The 21,842-nt window shown below is 70.4% G+C and carries 18 protein-coding genes; 12 read left to right on the top strand and 6 right to left on the bottom strand.

The features are described 5' to 3' along the window. The first annotated feature begins 16 nt into the window (after positions 1 to 16). Together BCF74_RS10440 and BCF74_RS10435 are read left to right on the top strand one after the other, a co-directional pair. Positions 17 to 1,102 carry a WD40/YVTN/BNR-like repeat-containing protein gene (locus tag BCF74_RS10440; RefSeq protein WP_106297901.1) on the top strand — a complete coding sequence of 362 codons (1,086 nt, stop codon included), beginning with the start codon at positions 17 to 19 and terminating at the stop codon, positions 1,100 to 1,102. Positions 1,103 to 1,228: 126 nt separating this feature from the next. Further along, a complete protein-coding gene (locus tag BCF74_RS10435; protein WP_106297900.1) occupies positions 1,229 to 2,164 on the top strand; it encodes an acyl-ACP desaturase in 936 nt (311 codons plus the stop codon). Between the two features lie 66 nt (positions 2,165 to 2,230). Here the strand turns inward: BCF74_RS10435 and BCF74_RS10430 are convergent, their stop codons facing one another. After that, on the bottom strand, positions 2,231 to 3,883 hold the full coding sequence (locus BCF74_RS10430) for an FAD-binding dehydrogenase (protein WP_106297899.1): 1,653 nt from the start codon (positions 3,881 to 3,883) through the stop codon (positions 2,231 to 2,233). A gap of 46 nt (positions 3,884 to 3,929) precedes the next feature. Further along, the gene (locus BCF74_RS10425) at positions 3,930 to 4,631 is read right to left on the bottom strand and encodes an HAD-IA family hydrolase (RefSeq protein WP_106297898.1); all 702 of its coding nucleotides are present in this window, start codon (positions 4,629 to 4,631) and stop codon (positions 3,930 to 3,932) included. 22 nt (positions 4,632 to 4,653) lie between these two features. On the opposite strand from BCF74_RS10425, the gene BCF74_RS10420 reads away from it, so the two are divergent. The 3 genes from BCF74_RS10420 to BCF74_RS10410 all read left to right on the top strand — a co-directional run bounded on the left by BCF74_RS10420 (position 4,654) and on the right by BCF74_RS10410 (position 7,812). After that, the gene (locus BCF74_RS10420) at positions 4,654 to 6,813 is read left to right on the top strand and encodes a DUF998 domain-containing protein (protein WP_106297897.1); all 2,160 of its coding nucleotides are present in this window, start codon (positions 4,654 to 4,656) and stop codon (positions 6,811 to 6,813) included. A gap of 38 nt (positions 6,814 to 6,851) precedes the next feature. Then, positions 6,852 to 7,247 (top strand): hypothetical protein, encoded by a 396-nt coding sequence (locus BCF74_RS10415; RefSeq protein ID WP_146132928.1) that lies wholly within the window; start codon positions 6,852 to 6,854, stop codon positions 7,245 to 7,247. 307 nt (positions 7,248 to 7,554) lie between these two features. Beyond that, entirely contained in the window at positions 7,555 to 7,812 is a 258-nt protein-coding gene (locus BCF74_RS10410; RefSeq protein ID WP_245889297.1) for a hypothetical protein, read from the top strand. A gap of 186 nt (positions 7,813 to 7,998) precedes the next feature. On the opposite strand, the gene BCF74_RS10405 is transcribed toward BCF74_RS10410, so the two are convergent. Next, on the bottom strand, positions 7,999 to 8,811 hold the full coding sequence (locus BCF74_RS10405) for an oxidoreductase (protein ID WP_106297894.1): 813 nt from the start codon (positions 8,809 to 8,811) through the stop codon (positions 7,999 to 8,001). A 163-nt stretch (positions 8,812 to 8,974) separates the two neighbouring features. After that, positions 8,975 to 10,759 (bottom strand): AMP-binding protein, encoded by a 1,785-nt coding sequence (locus BCF74_RS10400; RefSeq protein ID WP_106297893.1) that lies wholly within the window; start codon positions 10,757 to 10,759, stop codon positions 8,975 to 8,977. Positions 10,760 to 10,898: 139 nt separating this feature from the next. Between BCF74_RS10400 and BCF74_RS10395 the strand changes: the two genes are divergently transcribed. Next, positions 10,899 to 12,377, top strand: coding sequence for a polysaccharide deacetylase family protein (locus BCF74_RS10395; RefSeq protein ID WP_170070214.1), 1,479 nt, complete (start codon positions 10,899 to 10,901; stop codon positions 12,375 to 12,377). Between the two features lie 25 nt (positions 12,378 to 12,402). Here the strand turns inward: BCF74_RS10395 and BCF74_RS10390 are convergent, their stop codons facing one another. Both BCF74_RS10390 and BCF74_RS10385 read right to left on the bottom strand, forming a co-directional pair. Then, entirely contained in the window at positions 12,403 to 13,299 is an 897-nt protein-coding gene (locus tag BCF74_RS10390; protein ID WP_106297891.1) for a ferredoxin family protein, read from the bottom strand. Between the two features lie 39 nt (positions 13,300 to 13,338). Beyond that, on the bottom strand, positions 13,339 to 14,283 hold the full coding sequence (locus BCF74_RS10385) for a sugar-binding transcriptional regulator (RefSeq protein WP_170070213.1): 945 nt from the start codon (positions 14,281 to 14,283) through the stop codon (positions 13,339 to 13,341). Positions 14,284 to 14,449: 166 nt separating this feature from the next. Between BCF74_RS10385 and BCF74_RS10380 the strand changes: the two genes are divergently transcribed. From BCF74_RS10380 to BCF74_RS10355, 6 genes are all read left to right on the top strand, one after another. Next, on the top strand, positions 14,450 to 15,844 hold the full coding sequence (locus BCF74_RS10380; protein WP_106297889.1) for an ABC transporter substrate-binding protein: 1,395 nt from the start codon (positions 14,450 to 14,452) through the stop codon (positions 15,842 to 15,844). Next, complete coding sequence (locus tag BCF74_RS10375) at positions 15,841 to 16,812, top strand: carbohydrate ABC transporter permease (RefSeq protein WP_425432817.1); 972 nt, start codon at positions 15,841 to 15,843, stop codon at positions 16,810 to 16,812. The genes BCF74_RS10380 and BCF74_RS10375 overlap by 4 nt, the downstream gene beginning before the upstream one ends. Before the next feature lie 92 nt (positions 16,813 to 16,904). Then, entirely contained in the window at positions 16,905 to 17,759 is an 855-nt protein-coding gene (locus BCF74_RS10370; protein ID WP_106297952.1) for a carbohydrate ABC transporter permease, read from the top strand. Beyond that, positions 17,756 to 19,249, top strand: a complete 1,494-nt coding sequence (locus tag BCF74_RS10365) for a mannitol dehydrogenase family protein (protein WP_106297887.1) — start codon at positions 17,756 to 17,758, stop codon at positions 19,247 to 19,249. Before BCF74_RS10370 ends, BCF74_RS10365 begins: the two co-directional genes overlap by 4 nt. Before the next feature lie 11 nt (positions 19,250 to 19,260). Further along, on the top strand, positions 19,261 to 20,286 hold the full coding sequence (locus BCF74_RS10360; protein ID WP_106297886.1) for an NAD(P)-dependent alcohol dehydrogenase: 1,026 nt from the start codon (positions 19,261 to 19,263) through the stop codon (positions 20,284 to 20,286). Between the two features lie 200 nt (positions 20,287 to 20,486). Then, the gene (locus BCF74_RS10355; RefSeq protein WP_177426650.1) at positions 20,487 to 21,818 is read left to right on the top strand and encodes an ISL3 family transposase; all 1,332 of its coding nucleotides are present in this window, start codon (positions 20,487 to 20,489) and stop codon (positions 21,816 to 21,818) included. The last annotated feature ends 24 nt before the right edge of the window (positions 21,819 to 21,842 follow it).

The raw sequence follows: 21,842 nt of genomic DNA, 5'->3' as shown, positions 1-21,842 counted from the left end.
GCGGCACAGTGCAGGGATGCGCACACCTCGCCGCCCCGTCACTGCTTCCCTGTATGCCGCCGCGCTGCTCGCGCTGTCGGCCTCCTTCGCGGCCACACCGGTCGCGAACGCCGCACCCCCGGACCCGGCCGCGCTCGAGTGGTCGGTGCAGACCGTCGACGCCGACCAGAGCTTCCGCGGACTCGACGCTGTCGACCGCGACACCGCCTGGGTGAGCGGCGCGAGCGTCACCGGTGGCGCAGCCCGCGTCTACCTCACGACCGATGGCGGCGACACGTGGCAGGACGTCAGCCCGCCCGGGAGCGAGGGCCTGAACTTCCGTGACGTCGAGGCGCGCGATGCCCGCACCGCGTCGGTCCTCGCGATCGGCGAGGGCGAGGCGTCGCGGATCTACCGGACGACCGACGGCGGCGCGACGTGGACCGAGACGTTCCGCAACACGGCGCCGACGGGGTTCTACAACTGCATGGACTTCTACCCTGGCGGCCGGCGCGGTCTGGCCGTGAGCGACCCGGTCGACGGCAAGTTCCGCATCGCCGCGACCGACGACGGCGGCGAGACGTGGCAGGTCCTGCCCGACGCGGGCATGCCCGACTCGACCGGGGAGGCGAACTTCTCCGCGAGCGGCGACTGCCTGACGATCAGCGGCAGCACCGCCTGGTTCGGCAGCGGCGGCGCCCAGTCGCGCGTCTTCCGGTCGGACGACGGCGGCCTCACGTGGACGGCGACCGACTCGACCATCCCGGCCGGCGAGGCCGCGGGCGTGTTCGCCCTGGCCTTCGACAACCCGCGCACGGGCGTGGCGGTCGGTGGCGACTTCGCCGCGCCGACCGACGGCGTCGACGCGGTCGGCGTGACCCGCGACGGCGGACGGACGTGGACCAGCGGAGGCGACCTCACCCACCTCGGCGAGGACGCGGCATACCTGCGCCGTTGGCTCGTCGTCGTCGGCGAGGCCGGACCGGTCGGCGGCAGCAGCGTCTCCACGGACGGCGGCGCGAGCTGGACCCGGTTCAGCGACGTCGGCTTCCACACCCTCGACTGCACGAACGACGGTGCCTGCTGGGCGGCCGGCGGCAAGGGTCGCGTCGGCACTCTCTGATCCACTGATTGCCCGTTGTGGTTCGCGTCGCTGCGCTCCGACGAACCACAACGGGCAATCAGTGGAACGTGTGAACACTCGCGGGTAACTGGACCGGCAAACCTACGGAAGCGTAGGTTGCGGAGCATGACGGCCACGACGTGGAGCCAGACCGACCTGCTGCGCGAGCTCAACCAGGTCGTCGAGGGCGAGCTCAACCGCCACCTCGGCGTCGCGAAGGAGTGGTACCCCCACGAGTTCATCCCGTGGAGCGACGGCCGCAACTTCGACGGGCTCATGGGCGGCGAGGCGTGGAGCACCGACGACGCCGACGTCTCCGACGTCGCTCGCAGCGCCCTCATCGTCAACCTCCTCACCGAGGACAACCTGCCGAGCTACCACCACGAGATCGCGCTGATCTTCGGCCGCGACGACGCGTGGGGCGAATGGGTGCACCGGTGGACCGCCGAGGAGGGGCGGCACGGCATCGCGATGCGCGACTACATGCTCGTCAAACGCATGGTCGACCCGAAGGCCCTCGAAGACTTCCGGATGACGCACATGTCGACCGGCTACGAGTCGGCGCACAGTGGTGAGCTGCTGCACTCGCTCGCCTACGTGTCGTTCCAGGAGCTCGCGACGCGGGTGTCGCACCGCAACACCGGCCGGTTCACGAACGACCCGATGTGCGACCAGCTGCTCGCGCGGATCGCGGCCGACGAGAACCTGCACATGATCTTCTACCGCAACCTGCTCAAGGCGGCGATCGAGCTCGACCCGAGCAGCTCGATGATGGCGATCCGCGACGTCGTCAAGGGCTTCCAGATGCCCGGCACCGACATCCCCGGTTTCCAGCGCAAGGCCGTCGAGATGGCCGTCGCCGGGATCTACGACCTGCGCCAGCACCGTGACGACGTCGTCGCGCCGGTGCTGCGGTTCTGGAAGGTGTGGGACCTCGAGAACCTCACCGCCGAGGGCGAGCAGGCGCGCCTGGAGCTCGACGCGCTCATGGGCGATCTCGACACCAAGGCCGGCCGGTTCGAGGACAAGCGCAACACACTCGCCGCCCGCATGAACCTCTGACCGATGTCCGCCGGTCAACCGGCTTCGCGCCGTATGCCGGTCAGCTGGCTTCGCGTCGTATGCCGGTCAGCTGGCTTCGCGGGCTGCCGCGCGTCCCGCGGCGCGGCCGGAGAACAGGCACCCTCCCACGAACGTGCCCTCGAGAGAACGGTATCCGTGCACGCCACCGCCGCCGAACCCTGCGACCTCACCCGCGGCATACAGGCCCGGCACGGGCGCGCCGTCGGTGCCGATGACCCGTGAGTCGAGGTCGGTCTGCAGCCCACCGAGAGACTTGCGGGTGAGGATGTTGAGCCGCACCGCGACGAGCGGTCCGCGCTTGGGGTCGAGGATCGGGTGCGGCGGGAAGGCGCGCTTGGTGAGCCGGTCGCCGCGGTAGCTGCGTGCGACGTGGATCGCCGCCACCTGGGCGTCCTTGGTGAACGGGTTCGCCACCTGCCGGTCACGTTCGAGCACCTGCCGCTCGATGTGCGCGAAGTCCACCGGAGCGTCGGGCGTGAGCGCGTTCATCCCGTCGACGAGCTCGCGCAACGTCGGTGCCTGGACGAAGTCGACGCCGTGGTCGAGGAATGCCTGGACGGCCGGGGGCACCGGCGTGATCGGCCGCTTGAGGACGTCGCGGTAGAGCCGTTCGGTGAGGTCGAGGTTCTGCTCGCTGCCCGAGAGTGCGAACTCCTTGCCGACGAGCGCGTGGTTGGTGATGAACCACGAGTGGTCGTGTCCCGTCTGCCGCAGGTGCGCGAGCGTGCCGAGCGTGTCGAACCCGGGGAAGAGGGGCGGCGGCAGCCGGTCACCGTTGCCGTCGAACCACAGCGACGACGGCCCCGGCAGGATGCGGATGGCGTGGCTCGGCCACACCGGGTTCCAGTTGTTGATGCCCTCGACGTAGTGCCACATGCGGTCCCGGTTGACGACCGTGCCGCCCGCGGCCTCGGTGATCGCGATCATGCGTCCGTCGACGTATGCCGGCACGCCCGTGATCATGTGGTCCGGCGCCTTCCCGAGGCGGTCGGGCCAGTTGGCGCGGACGAGGTCGTGGTTGCCGCCGATGCCACCGCTCGTGACGATGACCCGCTCGGCGCCGAGCTCGAAGTCGCCGACGACGTCACGGTTCGACGCGACGCCACGTTCCCCGTCGTCGGGCGCGAGCACGGAGCCGCGCACGCCGGTGACGGCTCCGCCGCTCGTCACGAGCTCGTCGACGCGGTGCCGTGGGCGATAGCTGACACGGCCGCTGGCGATGTGCTCGCGGACCCGTTCGATGAACGGCGACACGACCCCGGTCCCCGTCCCCCACGGGATGTGGAACCGCGGCACCGAGTTGCCGTGACCTCCGGCGCGGCCGTCCCCGCGCTCGGCCCAGCCCACGACCGGGAAGAACCGAATCCCGAACTGCCGCAACCATTCCCGCTTCTCACCCGCCGCCCACTCAACGTAGGCGCGCCCCCACTGCCGCCCCCAGTGGTCCGTGTCGCGGTCCCACCCGGCCGTGCCTTCCCAGTCCTGCCAGGCGAGCTCCAGCGAGTCCTTGATGCCCATCCGTCGCTGCTCGGGGCTGTCGACGAGGAACAGGCCACCGAAGCTCCACCACGCCTGGCCGCCAAGGTTCGCCTCGCTCTCCTGGTCGAGGAGGACGACGGAGCGTCCGGCGTCGGCGAGCTCGTTGGCGGCGACGAGACCGGCGAGGCCGGCCCCGACGACAAGGGCGTCAGCGTCCATGCGGTTCAACCTAGCGGCCGTCCACCCCGTGAACCCCGTCAAACCGTCAACCGCGCGACAGCCGCAACCGCACCCCCGGAGTCGACGGGTCGGCGACGAACTCGACGTCCGCCAGCCCTGCCACGACGCCATCGGCCTCGGGGGCGAGCTCCTCGACCGGGGTCGTGCCGGTGACCGCGAGCCTCCCGCCCGCACCGGCCGTCCGCGCCGACACCAGCCCGGCGACGGCGTCCTCGACGACGAGGCAGTCGGCGGGTGACAGACCCAGGAGCTCGGCGCCGCGCTCATACGGCTCAGGACCCGGCTTGCCGTGCGCGACGTCGCTCGCGGTGACGATGACCGACGGGCGAGGCAGACCAGTCGCGGCGATGCGCGCCTCCGCGAGCGCACGCTCCCCCGACGTGACGATCGCGTGCGGCACCCCGAGCTCGTCGAGACTCTCCAGCGCCTCGCGAGCGCCGGGCAGGACGACGATGCCCTCGGTGTCGGCGACCTCGATCTCACGGATGCGGATGTGTGCGGCTCCGCGCTCGTCCTCGGTGCGATCGGCCATGACGATGGCGATCGTGTTGCGGGCCGTCTGACCGTGGGTGCCCCGGAGCAGCAGCGGGTCGACGCCGTACTCCTGCGTCCACAGCAGCCACGACCGCTCGACCGCCGCGATGGAGTCGATGAGGGTGCCGTCCATGTCGAAGAGCACCCCGGCGAAGGCACGCTCGGGCAGCCGTCCGGCGAGAAGCTCACTCATGGCGCCAGCCTAGGGTTGGCCCATGGCTCGACGGACCCCGACTCTCCCGCGCGCAGCGGTGCTGACCTCGCTCGTCGCGGCCATCGCGCTCGTCGGTGGCTGGACGTGGGCGGCCATGCAGCAACCGGCTGGCTACGACGCGGTGCGGGAGTCGATCAGCGCGCTCGCCGCCCGGGAGACGCCGCACCGCTGGATCATGTCGGTCGCCCTCGTCGTCACCGGCCTCGCGCACGTCGGGACGGCGCTCCTCCTGCCCGGTCTGCGGCGGGCGGGGCGCGCGATCCTTGCCGCCGCGGGGGTCGCGACGGTCGGCGTGGCCCTCGTGCCGCTGCCCTCGCGTGCCGAGGGTTCGCTGCCGCACACGGTCGTCGCCGGGCTGTCCTTCCTACTGCTCGCGGCGTGGCCCGCGCTCACCGATGCCACCACGGGTCGTGGGCTGCTGCGTCCGCGGGTCGCGCGTCCGGCGTCCGTCGTCCTCCTCGCGCTCGTTGCCTCGCTGCTCGTGGGCAACCGCGCCGGTATGCCGTTCGGCGCGCACGAGCGCATCGTCGCCGGGGCGTTGGTCCTGTGGCCGTTCGTCTCGGCAGTGAGCGTCTGGTGGGCACTCGGGCACCGCGTCGGCGGAAGGCGCGCACGCGGCATACTCGCCGTCCTCGGTCTTGCCGCAGCCTGCGCCGCCGGTGGTGCCGCGGCCACCCGGCTCGCCCCCGCCACCGCCGAGACGCGGCTCTACTCCGCGCAGGTGCAGCTGTCGATGGACCCACGGGACTCGACCCGACTCACGGCGCGCACCCTCTTCGGCGACATCGACGTGGGCTTCACCGGGTTCGCGCCGGGCATCGAGGCGACGCCTGCCGTCAAGGAGTCGATCACCGAGATGCTCAGCCGTCCCAGTGTCTCGGTCAGCGACCTCCAGCCCGGACCGCTCGAGCTCAACGCCGCCATCGCCGACGTCGCACGGGACGTGGGGCTGCGGTTCGCGGTCGGCGCGCTCGTCGTGGCCGCCGCGGGCGTGGGTGTGGTGGCACTGGCGAGGCGCCGGCGGCCACGCTGGCAGTCGATGGTGGGAGCAGGGGTCGCGTGGGCACTCGCCTGCGGCGCAACGGGACTCGGCATCTGGCAGACCTACCGGCCGGAGCGTCAGCATGAGTTCGTCTCGACCGGGGTTCTCGGCACCGTGCAGCGCAACCAGTCGCTGCTCTCCGACGTCGAGGCCCGCACGGCTCAGGTCACCCCCTACCTGCGCAACCTCATGGCACTGTCGTCGGCGCTGCAGGACAAGTACGCCCCGACCGAGCTCGGCCAACCCGTCGCACTGCGCGTGCTCCTCGTGTCCGACCTGCACGCCGGCAACCAGTACTCCCTGATGCGCACGATCATCGAGGAGGAGGACATCGACCTCGTCGTCGACACCGGAGACTTCGTGAACTTCGGGACGGTGGCCGAGGGAGAGGCGTCCGGCATGTTCACCGGCATCGCCTCGCTTCCTGTGCCCTACCTCTTCGTGCGGGGCAACCACGACGCGACGTCCGCCACCGACACGGCTCTCCTCACCCGGATGGCGCGCATCCCCAACGTCGTTCTGCTGCAACCCGACTCGGCGAGCTACACCACGGTGGACGCGGGCGGCATACGGATCGGCGGGTTCAACGACCCGCGCTGGTTCGGTGACGACGGCAAGCGGAGCCGGGACAAGCAGCAGCCCGCGAAGGAGGCGTTCGTCGCGGCCCACGCGGAGCAGCCGGCACTCGACCTGCTCGTGTCGCACGAACCGTGGGCCGTCCAGGGAGTGCCGCGCGCCGATGTCGCCGCGAACGGGCACATGCACACGCCGGACCTCGAGGGGAACCGCATCCAGGCGGGCACGTTCACCGGCGGCGGGCCGCTCACCCACTTCGTCGGCAGCGAGGACGGGGAGGAGCTGGTCGGGCAGCCGTCCGCCTTCGACGTGCTGAGCTTCGGGGAGTCGTGCGAGCTGACCTCGGTGACCCGCTACCGGTTCCGCAACGTCATCGAGGGGCGGCCGGCATACGACGACGTCAGTCTCGTCAACGGGACGCGCATCGAGACTCCCGCAACGCCGGGACCGGACGTGGAGCCGCGCCGCTGCACCTCGGTGACCGGCGGGACCCCCGCGGACCCGCTCGCGGGCCTCACGCTGAGCACCGTCCCCGCCGACTGAACCCCCATTCGCCGGCGATCCGGCGCAAGATGGGGGACATGGCTGAGTACACCGATGCAGAACGCGACACCATCCGCAACGCCGCCTTCGGCGCCATCGCCCTCGTGAGCAAGGCCGACCCGGGCTTCTTCTCGTCGTTCAAGGAGAGCCTCGCCGGGTCCAAGGCCCTCGCGTCCGGCCCCAAGGAGATCACCGAGATCCTCAAGGGAGGCGGGCTCCCCACCCCGCCCAAGGGTGACCAGGCGGCGCAGGAGCAGGCCGTCACCGCCGGCCTCACCCAGGCCGTCGGCATCCTCGACGCGAAGGCCGACGGGTCGGCGGAGGCGTTCAAGGGCGTCATCCTCGAGGCGGCCCAGGCCGTCGCCGACGCCTCCGACGGGGTGAGCCCCGAGGAGCAGGCCGTCATCGACAAGGTGCGCGCCGCCCTGGGCTGACCTGAGCCCTGGTGGACTGACCCGGGCCGCTGGGAGGCGGCCCGAGCTCGAGCCGTCCCTTTCTGGGTGAGTCGTCCCTCCATCGAGGGGCGACTCACCCAGAAGAGTGCGACTCACGAGAAAGGGGACGAGTCACCGCCGACAGGCGCATTCCCCCTCACCCCAAGCGCGGCACTGTCAGCGGTGTCGGACAGTCTGGTTGCACACTGAACGAGCAACAAGTTAACTTGTGGGGCATGGGTCGTGGTCATCGTTGCTCCGTCGGCTCGCAAGCACGAACTCGCGGACTGATGTGATGCCCCGTTCCGTGGACGAGATCATCGAGCATGCCGACGACCTGGCGGCACGCTTCGAGGCCTACGAGCCGTCGACGGCGGACGAGATTCCGGCCGCCGCGGTGGCTGAGCTGCGTCACGCGGTTGCGGAGCGCTCCGCAGCAGAGCGCCACCTGCTCGAGGCCGTGAAGGCTGCTCGCCTGGCTGGCCTGTCATGGTCGACCATTGGGTCACTGGTCGGCACCTCGGGCGAAGCCGCGCGACAGCGCTACGCCAAGCGCGTCGCGTGACGCTGCGCGGGCCGCAATCGGCTGACCCGAGCGCTGGCGGGCGGCCCGAGCTCGAGCCGTCCCCTTCTGGGTGAGTCGTCCCTTCATGGAGGGGCAACTCACCCAGAAGAGTGCGACTCACCCAGAAGAGTGCGACTCACCCAGAACGGGGCGACTCACCCGACCTGTAGACGACTCGACACGCGCTCAGCCGAGGGCGCGACCGAGGATGGCGTCGAACGCCCGATCCGGCAGCACCTTCGACGCGGCGATCGCGGGCTTCGCGCCCCGCCCCACGGCATACCGGGTCCGCGGCTTCTTCGCCGTGACCGCGCGCTCGATCGTTCGGGCGACGACGTCGGGGTCCGACCCCAGCGACTCGCCACCACCGAAGCTGCGCGACAGCCGCTTCGCCCGCTTCGCATACGCACCCTCCCCCGACTGGTCGACCGCCGACTGCGCGGCGATGCCGGTCCACTCGGTCCGGATCGCGCCCGGCTCCACGACGACGACGTCGACACCGAAGGGCGCGAGCTCCTGCCGCATCGAGTCGCTCAGCCCCTCGACCGCGAACTTCGTCGCGTGGTACCAGCCGCCGAACGCCGTCGCGAACCGGCCGCCCATCGAGGTGATGTTGACGATGCGGCCGGAACCCTGCGCGCGCATCGTCGGCATGACGAGCTGCGCGATCCTGGCCAGCCCGAAGACGTTGACCTCGAACTGCCGCCGCGCTTCGTCCATCGGCACGTCCTCGACCGCGCCGTAGGAGCCGTAGCCGGCGTTGTTGACGAGGACGTCGATCCGCCCCTCGTCGGCGAGGACGCGGTCGACCGCGGCGACGATGGACGCGTCGTCGGTGAGGTCGAGCGGCAACGCACGCACACCGTCGGACTCGAGCTCGGCGAGCCGGTCGGCACGACGCGCCGCGCCGTAGACGGTGAAGCCCCCGCGCGCGAGACGACGGGCGGTGGCGGCGCCGATACCCGACGACGCGCCGGTGACGATGGCGACCTTGCTCATGAGCTGCTCCTGATGTCTGTGATGGACCGACGGACTACCAGCACAACGTGTCGGGGCGGAGCTTCGTGCGGCGACGTGGCCGGAGTCTCACGAGCTGGTCGTCCGCCGATAGTCCTTCGCGTATGCCGGTCAGTGCCGTATGCCGGTGCGTCACGTATGCCGGTCAGTCGCCCTTGAGGAGGTCGTCGCGCCACTCGTTGGCGGGCGCCTGGGCGTCACCGCGCGCGAGCTCCTCCTCACGCCCGCGCAGCTCGACCCGGCGGATCTTGCCCGAGATCGTCTTGGGCAGCTCGCCGAACTCGATGCGCCGCACCCGCTGCCACGGCTGCAGGTGCTCTCGCGCGTGGGCGAGAATCGAGCGGGCCGTCTCCTCGGTGGGCTCGTGCCCGGCGGCGAGCACGACATACGCCTTGGGCACCGCGAGCCGCACCTCGTCCGGCGCGGGGACGACGGCGGCCTCCGCAACGGCCGGGTGCTCGATGAGCACCGACTCCAGCTCGAACGGGCTGATCTTGTAGTCGCTCGCCTTGAAGACGTCATCGGTCCGGCCGACATAGGTGATGTAGCCGTCCTCGTCGATGCTCGCGACGTCACCGGTGTGGTAGTACCCGCCCGCCATCGCCTCGGCATTGCGCTCCTCGTCGCCCTGGTAGCCCGTCATGAGCGGCAGCGGGTGCGCCGACAGGTCGAGACAAAGCTCGCCCTCGGCGACCCCGCGCTGGCGCGCGGTGTCGTCCGTGGGGCCCGCCTCGGCTCCGTCCCCCTCGACGCGCTCGCCGGTGGCCGGGTCGACGAGCACCACGGGACAGCCCGGCAGCGGCCGACCCATCGACCCCGGCTTGAGCGGCGACCCGGGCGTGTTGCCCACCGCCGCCGTCATCTCCGTCTGACCGTAGCCGTCGCGCAGGGTCAGCCCCCATGCCTTCTCGACCTGGGCGATGACCTCGGGGTTGAGCGGCTCGCCGGCTCCGATGACCTCGCGCAGCGACCCCGGCCCACCGGAGAGGTCGGCGCCGATGAGCATGCGCCACACCGTCGGCGGCGCGCAGAACGTCGTGACCTCCTGCTGGCGCAGCACCTCGAGCAGCGCGCTCGCGTCGAAGCGCGCGTAGTTGAAGACGACGATCGTCGCCTCGGCGATCCACGGTGCAAAAAAACACGACCATGCGTGCTTCGCCCACCCCGGGGACGAGATGTTGAGGTGCACGTCGCCCGGCTGCAGCCCCAACCAGAACACCGTCGACAGGTGCCCCAGCGGATAGGACACCTGGGTGTGCTCGACGAGCTTCGGCTTCGACGTCGTCCCCGACGTGAAGTAGAGCAGGAGCGGGTCCGAGGGCGCCGTGCCCGGATGCGGCGTGGGAGGCGCGTCGACGGCATACGCATCACCCAGGTCGTGCCACCCCTCGGCGGCACCGACGCTGATCCGGGTGACGTCCCCGGCGACCCCGCCGAACTTGTCGGTCTGCGCCGCGTTGGCGATGACGTGGCGCGCACCTCCCCGCGCGACCCGGTCCTCGATGTCGCTCGCGCCCGCAGCCGACGTCGTCGGCATGATGACGGCACCGAGCTTCATCACCGCGAGCATGCAGTCCCAGAGCTCGACTTGGTTGTCGAGCATGATGATGACCGGATCCCCTTGTGCGACACCACGTTCCGCAAGCCACTGGGCCACCCGGTCGGAGCGGTTGGCCATCGCGTCGAAGGTCGCCTCGCGCGACGAGCCGTCCTCCTCGATGACGACGAGCGCGGTGCGGTCGTTGCCGCGGGCGATGACGTCGAACCAGTCGACTGCCCAGTTGAACTGCTCGCCGAGGTCGGGCCAGGTGAACTCCCGCACCGCCTGTTCGTGCCGGCCGCGCCAGCCGAGGATCTGGTCCCGCGCCGCCCGATAGGTCTCCGTCGCCGCACCCGGTGCCGGTGCGGATGTCGTCGTCGACTCGCTCATGCGCCCACAATGCCGCCTCCGGCGCGCCCACACCACCCGGGTGTCGGGACACACAGGCTCGGTTCGTAGCGTGGCATCCATGGGGTGCCAGGTCAGGACTCGAGCTCGCCACAGTGCCATGGGGGTCGTGGGTGCCGTGGTGGCGACCTCACTCCTCCTGTCCGGGTGTTCGAACGATGCATCCCGCCCGTCGGACACCTCATCCGGCACCGCGTCGGCCTCCGCATCGTCACCGCGCCCGTCGTCATCGGCGTCCCGCACGTCGGACGAGACGACGGGGCTCACCGAGGTCGACCCCAACCTCGTCACCGGCTTCGGGACCGAGACCTTCAGCGCCTTCAGGCCGCAGATCCACCAGGTGTGGCCGGTCCTGCCCGAGCAGCAGCCTCTCGGCGACGCCCTGCGGCGCGGGGTCGAGAAGCGGCGGGCGGAGTTCCGGGACACCTATGCGACGCCACCACCGGGAGGCAAGGCCATCGCCGAGCTCAACGACACCTGGTCGGTCACGGCTGCGTCTCCGCAGGCAATCGGGGTCGCCATGGTGAGCTACGTCTTCAGCGGCGCAGGGGGCGCCAACGCCCTGGGGACGACGTGGTACGACCCACGGTCCGGCACGGTCCTCGACAACCTCGACCTCATCGACCGCGACGCCCAGGACGCTGTCGAGAGCGAGGTGGTGCGCCAGCTCGTCCAGCGGGGAGCCGATGAGAGCGACGTGCGCGAGGCGTTCCGGGGCGACGGCCCACCCCTCGTGGGGTTCAACCCCGCGGGCTCGCTGGTCATCGGCTTCGATGAGTACCAGGTGGGGCCCGGCTCGGCCGGCCGGCTCGTGGCCACCCTCGACGGTGACCGGCTCGACGGCTGGCTCTCGGACTTCGGTCGGGCAGCCCGCGAAGCTTCCCTCACGCCCACTCAGACCGGAGGCTCCGCTTCCTCGGCGACGCCCACCCCCACACCGTCGGCCTCACCCTCCACCGCCCCGACGACCCCGACGCCGGGCACAACAGGTCGAACCGACTGCTCCACGGTGAAGTGCGTGGCCATCACCTACGACGACGGCCCGGGCCCGCACACCGCGAAGCTCCTCGACACCCTGAAACGTCTCGATGCCCGGGCCACCTTCTTCGTCCTCGGGCAGCAGGTCGAGGCCTACCCCGAGGTCGTGAAGCGCGCGCGCAGCGAAGGTCACGAGGTGGGTAACCATTCATACGACCACAAGGACCTCACGCGACTCTCCGCGCAAACCATGACGAAGCAGTGGACGTCGACGAACCGCGCCATCACCTCGGCGACCGGCAGCGCTCCGACCCTCGGACGCCCGCCCTACGGCGCGGTCAACGGCGCGGTGAAGAGCGCCGCCACCGAGAACGGTCTCGCCCTCGTCCTCTGGGACGTCGACACCCTCGACTGGAAGAACCGGGACAGCTCCAAGGTCGCGAAAACGGCTGTGTCGCAGGCCAAGCCGGGGTCGATCATCCTCATGCACGACATCCACCCCACCACCGTCGCCGCCGCGGAGGACGTCGTCACCGGCCTGCGCAAGCGCGGGTTCACGCTCGTCACGGTGAGCGACCTGCTCGACGACCCGAAGCCCGGCAAGACCTACTCCCGCCGCTGAGCCCCTGGGCAGCGAGCGCCCCGGCTCACGCAGGCGTGGCGATGACCTTCGTCCGGTATGCCGCGTGCTCGCCGGGGCCTTTGCCGCACGACAGCGGCGCAGGCGGCAGCGCCTCGGCCGTGACCTCGACCCAGGTCGTGTCCGGCAGCGGGTCGTCCCCGATGACCTCGACGCGGGTCACCGTGTCCGAGACGACCTCGACGGTCCCGGGGCGCGCCGCCGTGATGGGCGCCGGTCCGTGCGCGGCGAGAACCGATCCCGTGGCCGCCTGGACCGCCGAGGTGTAGCGCGCCACGCCGCGCAAATGGCTCGTGTCGACCTTGCCGGCGCGCTGCGCGCGGACGACACCGACCGCATCGGCGAGGTCGACCGTGCCATAGCAGGCGCCGTCGGGCATGGAGATGAACGTGCCGGCGAACCGGTGCCCCGACAGGTGCGTGCACTCCCACACCTCCTCCGGCCAGACCTTCGCGAGTGCCGCCGCGACGGGTCGACCGCGCAGGGCGCAGCAGGCGTCGCGCGTCCCCTGGGTGCAGACGAGCAGCATCGGCTCGGCGAACGACTCCGACTGTGCGAGAGGGGTTCCGAGCGCCTCGGCGGCGACGACGAGGTCGTCGGTGGTGCGCCACGTGCCGGTGACCCACATGCCGGTGGACGTGTCAACGGCATACCAGGACGCGGCACCGCTGATCGTGTTGCGTCCGGGTCGGCGCATGAGGAGCGAGCGCCCTTGGTGCGCAGCGGTGGCGGCCTCGATGGCTGCGGCCGCGGCACCGGCGATGGGTGCGGTCTGGAGGTTGTCCTTCGCCCACGGCCCGGGGTGCTCGATGAGCAGCCAGCGACGGGCAACGGGTGCGGACCCGATCATCGGCTCGCCACGCTCGCGGAACGCGGTGGAGCAGCGGACGGTCTCAGGGCTCACGCTCGCCCATGCTACGTGTCGGCCCTGAGGGCTCGACCCTCAGTTCGGCGCGCGGGACAGCAGCGCCTCGGCCGTCTCGGCGGTGGTGACGAGGGAGTCGACGAGGCCGCCGTGTGCCGCGGCCTCGATGGCGTCGACCTTGCCGGGGCCGTGCGCGATCGCGATGACGTGCCGTATGCCGGTGAGCTGGCTTCCCGTGAGCCCCACGATCCGTGCGGTGAGGGGGGTCTCGACGACGGCCCCGTCAGCGTCGAAGAAGACACCGGCGGCCTCGCCGACGGCACCGGCCTTCGTCACCGCCTTGCGCTCCGCCGGGGTCACGACCGCGTGGATCGTCGACATCCCCGGCGCCCAGGCACCGAGCCCGATGACGGCGAGGGTGACGTCGTCCACCCGCGCCAGCGCGTCACGCACCGGTGGCTGGCGGCGCATGACGTCCGCGCTGTCCGCGTCGTCGAGCAGCAGCGGCGAGTAGAAGACGTGCCGGCCCCCTCCCGCGATGCGTGCGGCCCGGCGGACGACGTCGACCGAGCTCGAGTCCTCCTCGGGAGTGACCATCGCTCCGCTGAGCTGGACGACCGGCACCTCCGGCAGCCGGTCGAGCGCGTCGACCATCCGGCTCACCGAGCGGCTCCACGGAAGCCCGATGACGTCCTTGTCGGTGACGACCTCGGCGAGGAGCGCGGCGGCCGCCGCGGCTGCGCCCGGTTCGGCCTGCGGGCCCGAGCCCGGCACGACGACGCAGTGCTCGAGGCCGAGCGCCTCGCGCAGCTGCTCGGACAGCTCGGCATCGATGCCGACCGGCGAGACGACCTCGATGCGGACGAGGCCGCTCTCCCGCGCCGCCTCGAGCAACCGGGCCACCTTGAACCGGCTGATCCCGAGCGAGCTCGCGAGCTCGACCTTCGATTCACCACCGATGAGGTGGCGGCGCGCGACGGCGGCAGCGAGCACGGCCTCCGAGGGCCCCAGGACATCAGGCACGGCGCTCATCCTCGCGCACCGACGTGCCGACCCTGTTGACAGGGCGGCACACGTCCGTCAGGCTCATGTGTGCAGCATACGCGCTCATATGAGCGCATGCGACAGCGTGCGGCACCCACGCGCGACACCGCACGACAGCCGACCGGCACGACGGAGGAGGGCAACGATGCCCGGCAGCACACGGCATACCCCGGCACGAGTCCGGCGACGCAGGAGGCGAGCCGCCCTCGCGACCGCCGGGACACTCACCATCGCGCTCACCGGCTGCGCCGGCTGGGGCGCGGGCGGAGGCGGCGGCGGGGCCAACTCCATCGACGTGCTCATGGTCAACAACCCGCAGATGGTCGACCTGCAGCGCCTCACCGCCGACAACTTCACCAAGGAGACCAACATCCGGGTGAACTTCACGGTGCTGCCCGAGAACGACGTGCGCGACAAGATCAGCCAGGAGTTCTCGAGCCAGTCGGGTCAGTACGACGTCGCGTCGCTGTCGAACTTCGAGATCCCGATCTACGCCAAGGCGAAGTGGATCGCGCCGATGGACGAGTACATCGCCGCCGACCCCGCGTTCGACCAGGACGACATCCTCGGGCCGATGACCGAGTCGCTCTCGAGCGAGGGCAAGGTCTACGGGCAGCCGTTCTACGGCGAGAGCTCGTTCCTCATGTACCGCAAGGACGTCCTCGCCGCGAAGGGCATCACGATGCCCGAGAAGCCGACGTGGCAGCAGGTCGCCGACATCGCCGCGCAGGTCGACGGTGCCGAGCCGGGGATGAAGGGCATCTGCCTGCGCGGGCAGCCGGGCTGGGGGCAGCTGTTCGCGCCGCTCACGACCGTCGTCAACACCTTCGGCGGCACGTGGTTCGAGGAGGACTGGACGCCCAAGGTCAATGCGCCGGAGTTCACGCAGGCCGTGCAGTTCTACGTCGACCTCGTCCGCAAGCACGGCGAGAACGGCGCTCCCCAGGCCGGCTTCACCGAGTGCCTCAACAACCTCGTCCAGGGCAACGTCGCCATGTGGTACGACGCGACGTCGGCCGCGGGCACGCTCGAGGCCGACGACTCCCCGACGAAGGGCAAGTTCGGATACGCGCCCGCCCCGGTCGTCAAGACCGACTCCTCCGGCTGGCTCTACGCGTGGGCGTGGAGCATCCAGCAGGCGAGCACGAAGAAGGACAACGCCTGGAAGTTCATCTCGTGGGCGTCGGGCAAGGAGTACGAGCAGCTCGTCGGCGAGAAGCTTGGCTGGACCCGCGTCCCCGCGGGCAAGCGGGCCTCGACCTACGAGAACCCGGCCTACCTCGAGGTCGCGTCGGCGTTCGCGGAGCCGACCCGTTCGGCCATCGAGGCCGCCGACCCGACGAACCCCGGCGTGCAGCCGCGGCCGGCCATCGGCATCCAGTTCGTCGACATCCCCGAGTTCCCCGACCTCGGCACCCAGGTGAGCCAGGACGTCAGCTCGGCCATCGCCGGTCAGACGACCGTCAAGGAGGCCCTCGACAAGGGACAGGACCTCGCCGAGGACGTCGCCGAGCGCTACCAGAAGCGGAGTGAGCAATGAGTGCCGATGCCACGACCAGCGGTATGCCGGGTGGCCCGGTGGCGCAGTCCGGCGCCGGTTCGCCTGTCCCGGAACGGAACACGCGGCTGGCCCGGGCAGGTGACTGGTCGCGTCGGGCACCACTGCTGCCCGCGCTGATCTTCGTCATCGTCCTCGCCCAGCTGCCGTTCATCGCGACGCTCGTCGTGTCGTTCATGAACTGGAACGCGTACTACCCCGATGAGCGCGGGTTCGCCGGGTTCGACAACTTCGTGCGGGTCTTCACCGACAGCAACACCCGCAGCGCCGTCATCGTGACGATCCTGCTCACGGTGCTCGTCGTCGGCATCTCGCTCGTCCTGGGGCTGGCGATCGCGCTGCTCCTCGACCGCAAGTTCGTCGGCCGCGGCATCGTGCGCACGCTCATGATCACGCCGTTCCTCGTCGTCCCCGTCGCGGCCGCGCTGCTGTGGAAGCACGCGCTCTACAACCCCGAGTACGGCCTGCTCAACGGCGCGCTCACGTGGGTCTTCGGTGACGACGCACCCCAGCCCGACTGGATCTCGAACAACCCGCTCATCTCGATCGTCGTGGCACTCGTGTGGCAGTGGACGCCGTTCATGATGCTCATCCTGCTGGCCGGCCTGCAGTCGCGACCGCTCGACGTCGTCGAGGCCGCCCGCATCGACGGCGCCAGCGCATGGCAGATCTTCCGGTCGATGACGCTGCCGCACATGCGCCAGTACATCGAGCTGTCCGCCCTGCTCGGCGCGATCTACGTCGTGCAGAACTTCGACCACGTCTTCACGATCACGTCCGGTGGCCTCGGCACGGCGAACCTGCCGTACTTCATCTATCAGACCTTCTACACCGCCCAGGACTACGGGCGCGCCTCTGCCGCAGGCGTCGTCGTCGTCATCGGCACGATCATCATCGCGACCGCCGCGCTGCGGACCGCGTTCAGCCTGTTCACGGAGGAGGAACGATGAGCGCCACATCGGACGGGACCGTCAACGAGACCGGAGTGCTCAGCGCGACGCGCGCGGACGGCATACGCCGGCAGTGGAAGGACGGCGCGGAGATCGCTCCCGCCGGCCGCGAACCACAGGCGGTCAACCACGCCAGGGAGCCGCGCTCGCACGTGCTGCTCACCCTCGCGGCGTGGATGTGCGGGCTGCTCTTCGCGCTGCCCGTCGCGTGGATGATCCTCACCTCCTTCCACAAGGAGGAGGACGCCGCGACGAACCCGCCGAGCCTCTTCGCGCCGCTCGGCGTCGACGGCTACCGGGCGTTCTTCGACGCGGGGCCGTGGCCGCCGCTACTCAACTCGCTCACCGCGAGCGTGCTCTCGACGATCCTCGTGCTGCTGCTTGCCTTCCCCGCGGCCTACGCGCTCTCGATCCGGCCGGTGAAGAAGTGGACCGACGTCCTGTTCTTCTTCCTCTCGACCAAGATGCTGCCGATCGTCGCGGGCATCCTGCCGATCTACCTCTTCGCGCAGAAGGTCAACCTGCTCGACAACATCTGGCTGCTCATCGTCCTCTACACGTCGATGAACCTGCCGATCGCCGTGTGGATGCTGCGGTCGTTTCTCGCCGAGGTGCCGGCCGAGATGCTCGAGGCGGCGCAGGTCGACGGCGCCTCGCTCATCACGACGCTGCGCAAGGTCATCGCGCCGGTCGTCATGCCGGGCATCGCCGCGGCCGCGCTCATCTGCTTCATCTTCAGCTGGAACGAGCTGCTGTTGGCTCGCGTCCTGACGGGGACGGTTGCCGGGACGGCGCCGGTGTTCTTGACTGGGTTCGTGACCAGCCAGGGCCTCTTCCTCGCGAAGGTGTGCGCCGCGTCGTTCGTCGTGTCGCTGCCGGTGCTCGCGGCCGGGTTCGCGGCTCAGGACAAGCTCGTCCAGGGCCTGTCGATGGGTGCGGTGCGGTGACGGTCCGGCTTTCCGGAGCCACGCTCGGTGACCTGCCCGCGGAGGTGGCGCGGCCTTCGTATGACCGCTCGGCTGTGTCGCCGGGGATCGTGCACTTCGGGGTCGGCGGCTTCCATCGGGCGCACGAGGCGATGTATGTCGACGCGCTGATGAACCGTGGGGAGGCACTGGACTGGGGCATCGTCGGTGTCGGCCTGATGCCGGGCGACGCGCGGATGCGGGACGCGTTGAAGGCCCAGGACGGGCTCTACACGCTCGTGGTGAAGCATCCGGACGGTCGGCTCGAGCCGCGGGTCGTCGGCTCGCTCGTCGACTACCTCTATGCGCCGGACGACCCGCAGGCGGTGCTCGACCGTCTCGTCGACCCGGCGACGCGGATCGTGTCGCTCACCGTGACCGAGGGCGGCTACCACGTCAACCAGGTGACAGGTGAGTTCGACCCGAACGACCCTGTCCTGCAAGCGGATCTCGACGTCGTGGCGCGTGGTGACGGTATGCCGCAGAGCATGTTCGGCTTCGTCGTCACCGCCGCGCGCCTGCGTCGCGAAGCCGGGGTCGAGCCGTTCACCGTCATGTCGTGCGACAACCTGCCGGGCAACGGCGACATCGCCAAGAAGATGATCGTCGCGTTCGCCCGGCTGCAGGACACCGAGCTCGCCGACTGGATCGAGGCGAACGTCGCGTTCCCCAACTGCATGGTCGACCGGATCACGCCGGTGACCTCGGATCCCGACATCGCGGCTCTGGCCGAGCAGTTCGGGGTCGAGGATGCGTGGCCAGTGGTGTGCGAGCCGTTCACGCAGTGGGTGCTGCAGGATGAGTTCCCTTCCGGCAGGCCGCCGTTCGAGGACGTCGGGGTGCAGATCGTCGACGATGTCGTGCCCTACGAGCTGATGAAGCTGCGGCTGCTCAACGCGAGCCACCAGGCGCTGTGCTACCTCGGCTACCTGTCGGGGTATCGGTATGCGCACGAGGTGGCACAGGACCCGCTGTTTGCCGAGTTCCTGCTCGGCTACATGACCGAGGAGGGCACGCCGACGCTGCCTGAGGTCCCCGGGGTGGACCTGGGTGTCTATCGGCGCCAGCTCATCGAGCGGTTCGCCAACCCCGAGGTCCGCGACACCTTGGCGCGACTGTGCGCCGAGAGCTCGGACCGCATCCCGAAGTGGCTCGTGCCGGTCATCGTCCGCAACCTCGAGACGGGCGGGGCGTTCGAACGGTCGGCACTCGTCGTCGCGACGTGGGCGCGCTACGCCGAAGGTGTCGACGAGGCCGGCGAGCCGATCGAGGTCGTCGACCGCTTCAAGGACCGGGTCATGGCGGCGGCGCGGCGCTACGGCGAGGACGAGCTCGCCTTCCTCCGGGACCGCGACTTCTTCGGCGACCTCGTCGACACCGAGGCGTTCACGACGGCATACGCAGCGTTCCTGAAGTCGTTGCACGACAATGGCGCCCGCATCACGCTGGAGGACCTGGAGGCGAGCCGGTGACTCGACGGAGCATGCGCACCGCAGTCCTCACCGAGCCGGGGGCGATCGTCGTCGAGTCCCGGTCGGTGCCGGAGCCCGCCGCGGACGAGGTGCTCATCGAGCTCCGGTCGGTCGGCGTGTGCGGATCGGACACGCACTACTTCGACCACGGCCGCATCGGTGACCACGTCGTGACCGGCCCGCTGGTCCTCGGTCATGAGAGCAGCGGCGTGATCGTGGCCGTCGGCGCGGAGGTCGACCCGGCGCGTGTCGGGGAGCGGGTCGCGATCGAGCCGGGTGTGCCGTGCCGGCAGTGCGAGCAGTGCCTCGCCGGTCGCTACAACCTCTGCCCGGACATGGTCTTCCACGCCACTCCCCCGGTCGACGGCACACTGACCGAGTTCGTCGCCCACCACCATGCGTTCGCCTACGCGCTGCCCGACGAGGTGTCGTTCGACGAGGGCGCGATGCTCGAGCCGCTGTCGGTGGGGATCTGGGCGTGCCGGCGCGCGGGTGTTGCGCCGGGCGTGCGGGTCCTCGTCACGGGGGCCGGGCCGGTGGGGCTGCTCGCGGCACAGGTGGCGAAGGCGTTCGGCGCGAGCGAGGTCGTCGTCGCCGACGTCAACGCGCACCGGCTCTCGGTCGCCCGTGAGCTGGGGGCGAGCGAGACCGTCGACGTGTCGTCGACGTCGCTCACCGATGCGTATGCCGGCCGGTCCGGTCCCGATGTCGTCCTCGAGTGCTCGGGGCACGAGGGGTCGACGCAGGCGGCGATCACCGTCGCCGCTCCCGCGGCGCGGGTCGTGCTCATCGGTATGGGCGGTGACACTCTCGGGCTCCCGCTCGGGGCCGTGCAGAACCGTGAGCTATGGGTGACCGGCGTCTTCCGCTACGCCAACACCTGGCACACCGCTATCGACCTCGTCGCCTCCGGCGCCGTCAGTCTGCAGCCGCTCGTGACCGGACACTTCCCGCTCGACGAGACGGCCGCCGCCCTCACGGCCGCCCGCACCGATCCCACCGCCATCAAGTCCGTCATCCACCCAAATCGTGACTAACCCGGTGCGCAAGTAGCTGCGTCGCACTTGGCTTGGAGAGCCCGCGCACACCCACACTCATCGATGAAGAGCCTTTACGGCTCTTCACCGATGAGTGTGGGGTGAGCGCGGCGCGCCGGTTGGCTGGTTGAGGGTGGGAAGGGTCGAGGCCCTCGAAGATCAGGGGACTTCTACCTCTCCTGAACGCAAGGACCTCGACGATGCCCGAGCCTACGTTGTGCTGCCGTGCCGGTGGCGACTACTGCGACCGTTGCGACCTCCTCGTCGGCCTGCCGGGATTGCATGTCATCGCCGTCGAACGCGACGACCGTGACCGGCTCGTCGTGATGGTGGAGTCAGCGGCCGAGGCGATGGGGTGTCGCTCGTGTGGGGTCATCGTCCACGGGCATGGCCGGGTGAACGTCCACCTGGTCGACGCGCCCGCGTTCGGCCGGCCAGTCCGGGTTGTGTGGCGCAAGCGACGCTGGCTCTGCCCGGAGCCGGCCTGCGAGGTCGGGTCGTTCGTGGAGCAGGACGAACGCATCGCCTCTCCCCGCGCGGTGTTGACGACGCGGGCGCGGGTGTGGGCGGTCGAGCAGCTCCGGCGCGAGCACGCCTCCGTCAACGGGATCCGTCGCCAGCTCGGAACGGGGTGGCGCACGGTGTGGGAGTCCATCAAACCGATCCTGCAAGCTGCGGACGCCGATCCCGCCCGCTTCGACGGGGTCGCCATCCTCGGGGTGGATGAGCACGTGTGGCATCACGTGTCGACCAAGCCGGTCGAGGACGGCGGGCGCGGCCCGAAGGAGCTGACCGGGATGGTCGACCTGACCCGCGATGCCAACGGGCACACCCGTGCTCGCCTGCTCGACCTCGTGCCCGGCCGCTCCGGCGCCGCGTACAAGGACTGGCTCACCCAGCGAGGCGAGGCGTTCCGGGCCGGGATCGAGGTCGCGACGTTGGACCCGTTCCACGGGTACAAGAACGCCATCGACGACCAGCTCGACGACGCCCGCGCCGTCCTGGACGCCTTCCACGTCGTCAAGCTCGCCACCGCCGTCGTTGACGACGTGCGGCGCCGGGTCCAGCAGGAGATCCACGGCCACCGGGGCCGCAAGACCGACCCGCTGTACCGGATCCGGAACATCCTGCGAGCCGGTCAAGAACACCTCACCGACCGGCAGAAAGCGCGGCTCGCGGCAGCGTGGGCAGCCGACGAACGCCACGTCGAAGTCGAACTCGCCTGGTCCTGCGCGCAACAGGTCCGCTCCGCCTACCACCAGCCCAGCCACGCCGCCGGGCGCGTCATCGCGCAACAGATCCTCGACACCTTCTCCTCGTGTCCGATCCCCGAGGTTGCCCGCCTCGGCAAGACCCTGCGGCAATGGCGCACCGAGTTCCTCGGCTACTTCGACACCGACGGCGCCAACAACGGAGGCACCGAAGCCATGAACGGCCTCATCGAGCTCCACCGCCGCATCGCCCGCGGCTTCCGCAACCGCGACAACTACCGCCTCCGCATGCTCCTCATCGGCGGCGGCCTCAACCTATGACCCCACACTCATCGGCGAAGAGCC

This window comes from Knoellia remsis, assembly GCF_003002895.1.
GTDB lineage: Bacteria > Actinomycetota > Actinomycetes > Actinomycetales > Dermatophilaceae > Knoellia > Knoellia remsis.
The sequence above is the reverse complement of the archived record's forward strand: the minus strand, read 5'-3'. Positions and strand labels throughout refer to the sequence as shown.

Coding starts and splice junctions, on each gene's coding strand:
- BCF74_RS10400 (WP_106297893.1), bottom strand. CDS start 10,759: ATGAGCGAGTCGACGACGACATCCGCACCGGCACCGGGTGCGGCGACG.
- BCF74_RS10375 (WP_425432817.1), top strand. CDS start 15,841: ATGAGTGCCGATGCCACGACCAGCGGTATGCCGGGTGGCCCGGTGGCG.
- BCF74_RS10380 (WP_106297889.1), top strand. CDS start 14,450: ATGCCCGGCAGCACACGGCATACCCCGGCACGAGTCCGGCGACGCAGG.
- BCF74_RS10425 (WP_106297898.1), bottom strand. CDS start 4,631: ATGAGTGAGCTTCTCGCCGGACGGCTGCCCGAGCGTGCCTTCGCCGGG.
- BCF74_RS10405 (WP_106297894.1), bottom strand. CDS start 8,811: ATGAGCAAGGTCGCCATCGTCACCGGCGCGTCGTCGGGTATCGGCGCC.
- BCF74_RS10435 (WP_106297900.1), top strand. CDS start 1,229: ATGACGGCCACGACGTGGAGCCAGACCGACCTGCTGCGCGAGCTCAAC.
- BCF74_RS10355 (WP_177426650.1), top strand. CDS start 20,487: ATGCCCGAGCCTACGTTGTGCTGCCGTGCCGGTGGCGACTACTGCGAC.
- BCF74_RS10440 (WP_106297901.1), top strand. CDS start 17: ATGCGCACACCTCGCCGCCCCGTCACTGCTTCCCTGTATGCCGCCGCG.
- BCF74_RS10420 (WP_106297897.1), top strand. CDS start 4,654: ATGGCTCGACGGACCCCGACTCTCCCGCGCGCAGCGGTGCTGACCTCG.
- BCF74_RS10415 (WP_146132928.1), top strand. CDS start 6,852: ATGGCTGAGTACACCGATGCAGAACGCGACACCATCCGCAACGCCGCC.
- BCF74_RS10430 (WP_106297899.1), bottom strand. CDS start 3,883: ATGGACGCTGACGCCCTTGTCGTCGGGGCCGGCCTCGCCGGTCTCGTC.
- BCF74_RS10360 (WP_106297886.1), top strand. CDS start 19,261: ATGCGCACCGCAGTCCTCACCGAGCCGGGGGCGATCGTCGTCGAGTCC.